Source organism: Thermogemmatispora sp., from assembly GCF_019683755.1.
Lineage (GTDB): Bacteria > Chloroflexota > Ktedonobacteria > Ktedonobacterales > Ktedonobacteraceae > Thermogemmatispora.
In genome coordinates this window covers 1-10,994 of the sequence record NZ_JADGHT010000144.1, presented here as the reverse complement: position 1 = coordinate 10,994, position 10,994 = coordinate 1, and the positions used below count along the sequence as shown (strand labels likewise).

At 59.5% G+C, this 10,994-nt stretch carries 8 protein-coding genes and 1 pseudogene; 5 read left to right on the top strand and 4 right to left on the bottom strand.

Features of this window, described 5'->3' with window-relative positions; genetic code table 11:
- The coding region (locus IRZ24_RS10970) for a coagulation factor 5/8 type domain-containing protein (protein ID WP_297163874.1) at nt 1–1,749 on the top strand (1,749 nt) is incomplete at its 5' end.
- Nucleotides 1,750–2,001: 252 nt separating this feature from the next.
- Here the strand turns inward: IRZ24_RS10970 and IRZ24_RS10965 are convergent.
- Complete coding sequence (locus IRZ24_RS10965; RefSeq protein WP_297163871.1) at nt 2,002–2,430, bottom strand: hypothetical protein; 429 nt, start codon at nt 2,428–2,430, stop codon at nt 2,002–2,004.
- Between the two features lie 558 nt (nt 2,431–2,988).
- Between IRZ24_RS10965 and IRZ24_RS10960 the strand changes: the two genes are divergently transcribed.
- Nucleotides 2,989–3,933, top strand: a complete 945-nt coding sequence (locus tag IRZ24_RS10960) for a LysR family transcriptional regulator (protein WP_297163868.1) — start codon at nt 2,989–2,991, stop codon at nt 3,931–3,933.
- 67 nt (nt 3,934–4,000) lie between these two features.
- On the opposite strand, the gene IRZ24_RS10955 is transcribed toward IRZ24_RS10960, so the two are convergent.
- The 3 genes and pseudogenes from IRZ24_RS10955 to IRZ24_RS19800 form a co-directional block, all read right to left on the bottom strand.
- On the bottom strand, nt 4,001–5,284 hold the full coding sequence (locus tag IRZ24_RS10955; protein WP_297163866.1) for an MFS transporter: 1,284 nt from the start codon (nt 5,282–5,284) through the stop codon (nt 4,001–4,003).
- A gap of 197 nt (nt 5,285–5,481) precedes the next feature.
- Nucleotides 5,482–6,027, bottom strand: a complete 546-nt coding sequence (locus tag IRZ24_RS10950) for a GNAT family N-acetyltransferase (RefSeq protein WP_297163864.1) — start codon at nt 6,025–6,027, stop codon at nt 5,482–5,484.
- 286 nt (nt 6,028–6,313) lie between these two features.
- Nucleotides 6,314–6,630: pseudogene (locus tag IRZ24_RS19800) on the bottom strand (cupin domain-containing protein); the annotation flags it as partial.
- A 191-nt stretch (nt 6,631–6,821) separates the two neighbouring features.
- Between IRZ24_RS19800 and IRZ24_RS10940 the strand changes: the two are divergent.
- The 3 genes from IRZ24_RS10940 to IRZ24_RS10930 all read left to right on the top strand — a co-directional run bounded on the left by IRZ24_RS10940 (nt 6,822) and on the right by IRZ24_RS10930 (nt 10,543).
- On the top strand, nt 6,822–7,028 hold the full coding sequence (locus IRZ24_RS10940) for a glycosyltransferase family 9 protein (protein WP_297163859.1): 207 nt from the start codon (nt 6,822–6,824) through the stop codon (nt 7,026–7,028).
- Nucleotides 7,029–7,428: 400 nt separating this feature from the next.
- Complete coding sequence (locus tag IRZ24_RS10935; protein WP_297163856.1) at nt 7,429–9,468, top strand: cellulose binding domain-containing protein; 2,040 nt, start codon at nt 7,429–7,431, stop codon at nt 9,466–9,468.
- A gap of 241 nt (nt 9,469–9,709) precedes the next feature.
- Complete coding sequence (locus IRZ24_RS10930; RefSeq protein ID WP_297163853.1) at nt 9,710–10,543, top strand: CPBP family intramembrane glutamic endopeptidase; 834 nt, start codon at nt 9,710–9,712, stop codon at nt 10,541–10,543.
- The last annotated feature ends 451 nt before the right edge of the window (nt 10,544–10,994 follow it).

Genomic DNA, 10,994 nt, shown 5'->3' with positions numbered 1-10,994 from the left:
ATCCAGTTCAGCACGGTGGTGGATAATGCCCAGGTCAATGGGCTAGAGATCTTGCCGGCAGCAGGGGGCACCCCAACACCAACTCCGACCCCAACAGCAACCCCGCCAGCGGGCACACCCAATTTCGGGCCGAACGTCTACATTTTCGATCCCTCGATGCCCAGCTCGACCATCCAGAGCACGCTTGACGCCATCTACAGCCAGCAGCAAACCAACCAGTTTGGCACCAACCGCTACGCCTTGCTCTTCAAGCCGGGCACCTACAATGTCACCGTTAACGTCGGCTTCTACACCCAGGTATTGGGCCTTGGCCGCTCGCCTGACGACGTAGTGATCAACGGCGCAGTCAACCTCGACGCTGCCTGGATGAATGGCAACGCCACGCAGAATTTCTGGCGTGCGGCTGAGAATCTCAAAATTATCCCTTCCGGTGGCTGGAACAAGTGGGCTGCGGCCCAGGCCTCGCCGCTGCGGCGCGTTGACATTCAGGGCAATCTGCTCCTTTGGGATGGCGGTTGGGCTAGCGGTGGCTTCCTGGCCGATAGCGTGGTCACCGGCCAGACACAGTCTGGCTCGCAGCAGCAATGGCTCTCGCGCAACGACCAGTTTGGAAGCTGGAACGGTGGTGTCTGGAACATGGTCTTTGTCGGCGTCAATGGCGCGCCGCCGCAGAGCTTCCCTAATCCGCCGGAAACGGTGGTCAATCAGACGCCAGTCATCCGCGAGAAGCCTTTCCTATATATTGACCAGGCTGGCAACTACTACGTCTTCGTGCCGGCCTTACGCAGCAACAGCCAGGGCACGACCTGGGCGAACGGAGCGGCGGCGGGCACCTCGATTCCCATTAGCCAATTCTACATTGCCCATCCTGGCGACTCGGTGACCACCATCAACAATGCCCTGGCCCAGGGCCTGAACCTGCTCTTCACGCCTGGTGTTTACCAGCTCAACGGCACTATCAACATCACACGTCCCAATACAGTTGTCTTGGGCTTGGGGCTGGCGACGCTGGTGCCGCAGAATGGGGTCATCCCCATGACGGTGGCCGATGTTGATGGCGTCTCGATCGCTGGATTACTCTTTGACGCTGGCCCGGTCAATTCGCCGGTCCTCCTGCAGATTGGCCCTAGCGGCTCATCGCAGAACCATGCGGCTAATCCGACAGTGCTCAGCGATGTCTTCTTCCGCATTGGGGGGGCTGGCCCGGGTCAAGTCACCCAGAGCCTGGTGATCAATAGCAACAACGTGATCGGTGATGATCTCTGGCTGTGGCGGGCCGACCACGGCAGCGGTGTTGGCTGGACCGTCAACCCTGCCGCCAATGGCCTGGTCGTCAATGGCAACAATGTCACTATGTACGGTCTCTTTGTTGAACACTATCAGCAGTACGAGGTCATCTGGAACGGCAACGGAGGACGCACCTACTTTTTCCAGAACGAGATGCCCTACGATCCACCCAACCAGGCGGCCTGGATGAATGGCAGCACGCGCGGCTATGCCGCCTACAAAGTGGCGAACTCGGTCACCAGCCATGAAGCCTGGGGCGTGGGGAGCTACTGCTACTTCAATGTTGATCCCTCGATCGTCGCGGATCGCGCCTTTGAGGTACCTGATACGCCAGGGGTAACCTTCCACGACCTGGTGACGGTCTCGCTCGGCGGTGTAGGAACCATCCAGCACATTATCAATAACACCGGTGGCCCGTCGAATTCGAGCAACACCACGGCCTACCTCGTGAGTTACCCTTGACACTAAAAACTGCGGCCTGAGAGGCAAGGATTAGTGAGATAGGGTAAGCTATGCCAGATTGAGCATACGAATACAAGGGGTGAGAAATAAAACGGCGGAGGCCCGGCAGGTCTGTGGCCCTCCTGGCGGCTTGACTGGCAGGACTGACAGTCGGCTGCTCAGGAGCACAGCTTGCGCCCGGGCCTCTCTTCGTGGTTTATCTCTGCCTCTCTGGCTAGAAGAATGGCAGGCCTGTTCATCCTCACTCGCTCGCTAGAGAGCTGTGGCGCCTACTAATGGCGTGATCTGCTCGCCAGCCTCTGTCTTCTCACCCTCGCTGTGGAAGTGCTCCGTGGGCGTAAAGATAACCTGATCGGCGGTGCAGATGAATGAATGGCTCCAGATGTCAAAGGCTCGCTCCCACTCGCGAAGGTCCCTTTTCTGTTGCTCCGACCTCAATAGGCGTGTAAAACCGTAGATCGAGAGTATCAGTGGAATGCAGATGCCTATCACGGCAAGGATGTATTGTAGAAAAGTGAATTGGCCGCTAGCGCACAGCAGCATCACGGCGATCAGGGTCACGGTCTCGGTGACAGTTCCGATAGTAATGGGCCAGAGAAGAAAGCTGCGCTCCCGGGGTGGAGGTGGAGGAGCTAGACGCGCATCTCTATGCTCCCGACTTCGCTCATAAAGTCTGGGCACAGATTTCACATTCTTGCTCTGGTGACAGACTGGGCAAGCAGGTATGACTCCTGCGTAAGAAGACTGTGAAATCTTCATAAGATTGATCATATAGTATCAGCTCCTTTGGCTTGCCTTATCACTATATAATAGTTTCGCTTTATCTACTCACTGATGTGTCAACCAAGGAGGGAGAGGAAGACTGTGGCTCTCCTTAGCGGGGATGGAGAGCAGTATCCTCGTCTTTGTCCCTCTTACAGTCTAGAGGAGGGCAGAATCGGGTACCAGAGCCAGTCAGTAAGAGTTACTCATGAGCGAGCTTGGGGCAAACACGGCTCCTATGAGTGGAGAGACTTGCCTGCCAGGCAGGTTTACAATTGGCTTAACGACGGATTCAGGTGATCGCTGATCGCCGGACGAGAGGTGCTATACTCTAAGCAGGGCTTAGAGTAATCCTTGGGGAAAGCCTGGGTTGGTTTGCAGGGGGGGCCATATGCTGGCTTCTGTCAGGCAGGTGGTGGTCCCTCTTGGCTGAGCAGGGCCTTGCTTCTTTTCACATCTCTCACTGTAAGAAGGCATATGGTTAAGCATTGGCAGCACAACGTTACGCTCTATCAACTGCGTATCTTTCTGGCAGTTTTGCGTCATCGCAACTATACCCATGCTGCTGAGGAGCTGCATCTGAGCCAACCTGCGGTCTCGGCCCAGGTCCACGAACTGGAGCGCTTACTAGGGTTAGCTCTTTTTGAACAGGTCGGCAAGCGCCTTGTACCCACGCAAGCGGCGCTTGTGCTGGAAGAGCATGCGCGGAAGGTGATGGCGGAGATCGAGGCGGCGGCGGATGCTTTAGAGAGCCTGCATCGTATCGAGGCGGGACGCTTAACTCTTGTGGCCAGTACAACCATCGGCAACTATCTCTTGCCTAGCACGCTGGCGCTCTTTCATCGGCGCTACCCGCGTGTCGAGATCGAGCTAGCAATTGCCAATTCCCAAGTCGTCTATGAGGAGGTGCGGACAGGCAGGCGAGAGCTGGGGCTGATAGAGAGCCAGATTGATAGTGTAGATGAGACACTGCTGCTGACTCCTTATCGTCAGGATGAGCTGGTGCTGATTGTGCCTCCGTGGCATCCCTGGGCCCATCTCGAGAGTGTGCCCTTAGCCGCTCTGCGCGAGGTAACCTTACTTTGGCGTGAACCTGGTTCTGGGACGCGTAGCGTAGTTGAAGCGGCTTTTGAGCAGGTTGGAATTCAGCCCACCGTTACGCTGGAGCTTAGCAGCAATGAAGCCATCAAGCGAGCAGTAGCGGCCAATATGGGAGTCGCCATTATTTCGCAGGCAGCAGTAGCGGCTGAGGTCACGGCTGGCTGGCTAAGCACCGTGCGTATCGGCGATACAGCCCTGCGCCGTACCTTGCATCTGGTTCAGCGCCGAGCGGCACGCCTCTCGCCTGTTGCTCAGGCCTTTTTGGCTCTGCTCCTGGAGCCGGCGGCTGCTCAGGTAAGCCGGGAGGAACCGCAGCGCTGAGGCGTGCCGCTCTACTTTCTAAATGTCATCGTGGGCCTAGTCTCGCCGCGTGTCTCTAGTCGCTCGTCTATAGATCCTCTGTGGATGAGGCCGAAGAAGCCGCCTTGTTGCCTTCTCGCGCAATCTGTGGATAGAGGGACTGTGGCGTCGAGGGTGCCTGATCTTCTGTGGCGCCGGCCAAGAGGCTGATGCTCAGGCTCAGCAGGATGATGATTCCCAAAGCCAGGCGTAGACCCACGAAGCTGGCCACAAAGCCGATCGTGGGGGGACCAGCCATGAGGCCTGTGTAGCCGCAGGTGGCGACGGCTGCCAGGGCGGTGCTGGTAGCCTGACCTTGCCCGGCAAGGCGCCCGGCGGCACTAAGTGTCAAAGGAAATGTGACGCTGAGGCCACAGCCGATCAGGACGAAACCGCATAAAGCTAGCACCAACCAGGGAGAAAGCAGCACCAGTGTCAGACCGCTAGCTGCCAGCAGTCCTCCAAGGCGGACCATCAGGGCCGCGCCCACACGGGCCGTGAGAGCGTCCCCGAGGCCGCGGCTGGTCATCATCATGACGGAGAAGATGGCGTAACCGATGGGGGCCAGGCCGGCCCCGCTGTGCAAGTTGTTGTTGAGATAGAGAGCGCTCCAGTCAGCCATCGCTCCCTCCCCAAAGAGAGAGCAGAAGGCAATCAGTCCCAGCGCCAGTGTGGCCCGCGAGGGGCGGGCAAATCTCACTCCTCTCCCGGCCTCGCCCGTGCGCTCGCCAGCGGGCTGATCATGAGACGAAGGCAGGAGGGCCGGAATGCAGCAGAGCGTCAGGATCGCGCCCGCTAGCGCAACGCCGCTGAAATGTGGCAACAATGGGATACCGTATCCAGCGATGAGACCCCCGAGCAGGGAGCCTGCCAGGCTCCCAAGGCTGTAGCAGGCGTGGAAAGAGTTGAGGATAGGCTGGCCGTAGAGGCGCTCTGCAGCTACCCCCTGGGTGTTCATCGAGACATCCATCGCTCCCGAACTGGCGCCGAGCAGGGCCACGCTGGCGATGAGCAGAGGCAGGCTCGGCGCTACTGCGACCAGGGTCAGCATCAGACAGAGGCTGAGCGTGGCAAGGATCACGATGCGCCGACTGCCATAGCGCGCTGCCAGGTAGCCACCGCCACTCATGCCGGCCAGGGCCCCAGCGGCCCCACTAAAGAGGACGCTGCCGAGGATCGCCGGCGCCAGCGCCAGATGGGTCTGAATAGCGGGAATACGAGCCGCCCACGTTGCGAGTAGGACGCCATTCAGAAAGAATAAAAAAGCGACAGCCAGCCGGGCCCAACGCCGCCGCGCTAACGAAAGGGGGCGCATCCCTGCGGTCTGGTCCATAAGTTGTCCGTCTATCCTCCTTCCTTTGCTTGATGGTGTCTCTGTTGACCAGCTTCAGGCGGCTGCAAGGTGCTCGACCCGAGCGAGGCGCTGCCCCGTGGTGATCTGACTGCTTGCTGCTGACTGGAGCCTCCTGATAGACTCCTCTGGAGCCTCTGCTCGCAGCAGAGTGCAGGCCTGGTTTCTCTGCTTATCTGCTAGCTTGCTGCCTCTCCAATGCCTTCCCGCTGCTCTCTCCGTGACCAGCCAGGATACTCGGAAGCAAAAATATAGTAGCCCGGCTCTTCCAGCTCCTCGGGCAGCCGTCGCAGACCAACCTTGAGCGCGACCTGTTGCGATGGCAGGTTGGCAATTCTGATGCGTGCGATGACTGGCAGTGAAGGGAGATAGGCCCTGGCGAGCTGGAGCGCGGTACGGGCCATTTCGGTGGCGTAGCCCTGGCCCCAGGCACTGGGCGTCAGGCGGTAGTAAAGATTGAGGACCTCATGCTCACGCCAACGCTGCCGCTCCAGACCGCCGAAGCCGATAACTGTCTGCTCCCTGGCCAGCTCTATTGCCCAGTAGCCGAAGCCGTGCTCGGCCCAGTGCCGCCGGCAGAGCTGGAGCATGGCCTCGCTCCCCGCCAGGGAGCGATGCACGCTCTCTGGACTATAGCGGTAGGTGGCCGGGTCACCGTGGACACGAAACATGGCCGGCCCATCTTCGGCTCGCAACCGGCGGAGCAGGAGACGAGGGGTACGCACGAGGCTCCAGATGGCCGCTAACTCGGCAGGTGAGCGCTGGGTGAGTTGCTGCCGATCAGTCGAATCGTTCGTCAGAACTTGCCTGCCTCCTCTCTTTTCTTTGGAGTTAGACCAGAAGGCCCTTGGCTAGGCGGAAGCGTTTTCTAGGCTCCCCTGGCCTCGCCTCCAGACATGTCCTCTATTCTACCACATATGTCTATCATCAGGCGGCTGAGCGTAAAAGGCTGGGTCGTGCAGGCGCTGGTCCATATAGAAGAACCGCGGGTCAGGTGGCTGGCTCTTTCCTTTAGGCCTGACCCTGATATTGCTCGTCGCTGACTGGCTCCATCCAGTCGGCGCTTCGCCTATCAAGCTGCTCCTGAATAGCGATGTGCGTCATGGCCGTTGTGGGAGCTGCGCCGTGCCAGTGGTTCTCTCCAGGGGCAAACCAGACAACATCACGGGGGCGGATTTCTTCGAAAAACCACCCCAGCGCTGGGCGCGCCCGCAGCCGGCTGTCACGATGAGCATCTGCCCCAGCGGATGGCTGTGCCAGGCGGTGCGCGCTCCCGGCTCAAAGGTCACGCTGATCGTGCGCACTCGCCCGGGCGCCTGGGCCTCAAAGGCTATCTGGAGGTGGTGGCTCTCCTGGGGACGCAGGCCACGACGCTGGAGCCGCGCCTGCCGCTTCTGGTCGCCGATGTCGCAGCATTCAGACACCTGACCGGCCTTACCTGGCCGCTGAGAGACCTGGTGGTCGTGCATCCAGGGGCCAGTGACCCGCGACGGCGCTGGCCGGCGGCGCCGGGGCCCAGGTGGCTCTGATTGGTACAGAGGCTGAGCGGGCGCTAGTGGAAGGAATCAAAGCGACAATGCGTGCCCCGGTGCTCGACCTCTCTAGGCGCCTCTCGCTCGGCGCTCTGGCAGCTCTCTGGCGGGCAGCGCGCCTGGTGGTGGATAACGACTTTGGCCCTCTCCATCTGGCTGAAGCTGTGGGTACGGCTACTGGAGGGATCTACTAGGCCCTCAATGCGCTGACTGCCGGCCCTTTGAGGCGCGGACGTCCGCGCCTGCTCGTCAGAAGCAGGCCAGGAGCTAGCGCGTCAAGAGCAGGATGCCGCCCGCTGGATGTCAGGTTAAGCTGACCAGCGCCTGGCTGGGCCGACACGCCGAGAGGAGATGATTCGTGCCCAAGACAGAGAGAGACAGCCTGCTCTGAGCATCTGGATGACCCTGGAGCGCCAAAAGCCTCAGAGAAGACGTGATTGATCTGGCATCGCAGACTGCCGTCCGGATGCTCACAACCTGCCGTTGATTTGCCCAGAGGGCCTGCACTATGGTGAGGTCGCGAACACACACCTATTCTGTCGGCGCCAGGAAGGCGCTGATAGATGTTTTCCCAAGGGAGGACCAAACAGGGTCATGTCCGCGATGCTCGCACGCCTGCGCGTGCCTCGGCCTCACTGGTGGCAGACTGCCTGTGCTGGCATCCTGCTGCTCTGCCTGCTCTTGTCGGCGCTGGTGCTGCTCAACCCGCTGGGCGCCCATCGCGTTTCGGCGGCTGGCAGCGTTCAAGTAACGGTCAATGCCAATCAGTCGCTGGGAACGTTGACCGCGCTCAGTCGAGGCTTGAATACCGCCGTCTGGGATAGTAATCTGCTCGATAGCGCGGCCAGCTCCGCCATCAAGAACGCTGGTATTGGCATGCTGCGTTTCCCAGGCGGCTCAACCTCAGATGTCTACCACTGGCAGACGCATTCCCTGGTCGCTGGCCAGGGCTGGCTTGATCCGAACAATACCTTTGATGCCTTTATGGGCCTGGTGCAGGCTGTAGGGGCGCAGCCGATCATCACCGTGGATTACGGAGCTGGCACGCCCGCGGAGGCCGCCGGCTGGGTCCAGTACGCCAACAAAGGCGGGCCTGGCTACACAGGCCCCGTTCCGACCTACGCAGGGGCCAGCAGTACTGGCCATACCTATGGAATCAAATACTGGGAGATCGGCAACGAAGTCTATGGCGATGGCACCTACGGGGCAAGCTGGGAATATAATAATAACCCGCATACCTCAGCAGCCTACGCGAGCAACGTCGTTGCCTACAGTCAGGCCATGAAGGCTGTCGATCCGACGATTAAGGTCGGGGCTGTGCTGACAACACCTGGCAACTGGCCCGATGGCGTTACCAATTCCGCTTCACCCCAGCCCTGGAATCAGACCGTCCTTTCGACCGCCTGCTCGGCTATCGACTTCGTCATCATTCACTGGTACCCGCAAAACCCAGGTAATGAGTCTGACTCAGGTCTGCTGGCCTCAACCAGTCAGATCCCTAACATGGTCTCGACGCTGCGCTCGGAGCTGGCACAATATTGTGGCTCCCATGCCAGCGCCGTCCAGATCCTGCTGACCGAGACCAATTCGGTCTCTTCCAATCCCGGCAAGCAGACGGTCAGCATTGTCAACGCCCTCTATGAGGACGATGATTACATGACCTGGCTGGAGAATGGCGTGACAAGCGTCGACTGGTGGACGCTGCATAATGGTCCAGTGGCTGGCAATACCAGCTCTTCGCTCTACGGCTCAGCTCAGTACGGCGACTATGGCGTCTTGGCAAACGGTGGCTGTATCAGCGGTGGGCCATGCGAGCCGGCTGCCGATACACCCTTCCCAGCGTACTATGGTCTGCAGATGCTCTCATACCTCGGGAATGCCGGCGATACGATGGTCTCTGCCTCCTCGAATCAGACGCTGGTGGCGGCGCATGCTGTGCGACAGGCTAATGGCAATTTGGCGGTGTTGCTGATCAATAAGGACCCCAGCAATAGCTATACTGTGACGTTCTCGCTCAATGGCTACAGCGCCTCCAGCAGCGCGCGCGTCTACTCCTATGGCCCCACCAGCAGCTCTATTAGCTCAACAACCGTCACGGGTTCGCCGCTCCCCACTATATCGATCTCTCCCTATACGTTGACAACGGTTGTCTTCTCGTCGAGCGGTGGGGCAACGGCCACGCCGACGCCCACCCCGACGCCGAGGCCAACTGTAACGCCCGTGACGCCGACGGCGACAGCCACGCCGCGGCCAGCTACCCCAACACCGTCGCCGACACCGACGCCCACCCCTACGGCGGCGGCTGGCCTGAGCTGTGCGGTGCATTATGCGGTCACCAGTCAGTGGCCAGGTGGTTTTACCGCCAGCCTTACGATTACTAATACGGGAACAACGGCTATTAACGGCTGGACACTTCAGTTCACCTTCCCGAGCGGCCAAACGATTACCCAGATCTGGAACGGGTCCTATACGCAATCGGGAAGTAACGTGACAATCACCAATCTCTCATATAACGCGACTATTGCACCCGGGACGACGTTGGGCGCCTCGCCCGGCTTTAATGGCAGTTGGAACGGCAGTAATGCCAGCCCGACAGCCTTCACCTTGAACGGGCGAGCCTGTAGCGTCGTCTAAGGCTCAGACGCTCGCGCCCAGCTTTGTTGATCGGTTTTCCCATCTGCCTCTACCTGGACCGCTCTCCTAGGGCTGTCTCTGAGGCTGGTCGCAGTCAGTGCGCTGCCAGCTAGCTCAGAGGCAGCCTTTCTGCTGTGAAGGCAAGCCCGAGTACTGAGGAGCAGGCCCAGCGCTCTGGTTTTTGCTATTGCAATATGTTATAATCAAGGCACTGTTATCAACGCAGAGGTGAACCGATCTCATGTGGCACTTTACTTTTCCCTGGCTTGAATTCCTTGTGCTAAGCTGTGCCGCGCTTGTCAGTGTCGCCTGCGCTACTCCCTATCTACTCGCACTGAACAGCCGGGCTTTCAAGCAGGCCCAGGAGCGGCTGCGGCGCCCCTTGTGGGTACTGCTCTTACTCCAGGGAGCCCAGAGCGCTGCCCTGCTCGTGGTGGTGATCGGCCTGGGCCTACCCATTGCCCATCATCTTGGCCTGGGGGCCCCTTTGTTGGAGGGGCTACTCGCGGGAAGATCGGTGACGGCCCAGGCTGAGGCGCTGATCGGGCCGGCGCTGTTGTTGGGCCTGGGACCTGCCGCGTTGCTGCTCGGGGTAGAGATCCTGGTTTTCTGGCCGCGGCTACCGGAGGCCATGCGTACGGCTCTGCCAATCCCGCCACTTTGGAAACGCTTTCTGGCCTGCTTTTACGGAGGCATTGCCGAAGAGCTGATCTGTCGCCTCTTTCTGCTCTCGTTATTCGCCTGGTTGCTGGCTTTCATCTGGCGTCTGCCGGGGGGTGAGCCGGCGCCCGGAGCCTTCTGGCTGGCCGCCGTCATGGCAGCTCTGCTCTTTGGTCTGGGCCATCTGCCTGCCACGGCAGCTCTGACCAGGCTGACCCCGCTCCTAATCGGGAGGGCTATGCTCCTGAACGGCGTTGCTGGGGTCGCCTTCGCTTACCTCTACTGGCGCTATGGTCTAGAGGCGGCGATGTTGGGCCACTTTTGTGCCGATCTCGTCTTCCATATCCTTGGAGATTCCATCGCCAAGCTGCTGCGTGCTGCCAGGGTGGAAAAGCCGCCAGCCTTGCTATCCTAACCTGTAGACTGCCTCAGTCACGTCTGCTCTCTGGTGATACGTGCAACGCCTGGTTAGAGACGACCTGGTCTTCCGGTGTGGAAGGGATTGGAAGAAACTGTCAGTCATGCGTTTTCTAAAGATGACAGGCAAACATTCCTCGGAGTGCTCGCAAGAGTAGTTTGTCGCAGCCAAGCAGCAAACCTGCTGCCCTCAGGAGAAAGAAGGTCAGGTGATCCTCAATGGTGCAGTCTCCCCAGGAGCAGACGCAGTTCCTCCTCCCGGTCCCGTCTGACGTGGAGCGAGCGGCCCAGAGCGCTCATTTGGGCCTGCCCCAAAAGCACTACCGGCCCTCGATTCTCTCTGTATTTGAAATTTTCCTTAATACAGGTAAATTTGCTATATATACTTTTAGGATATTTAATAATTTTTATCATTTTGAATCATAATAATATACTTGAAGAACTTTACG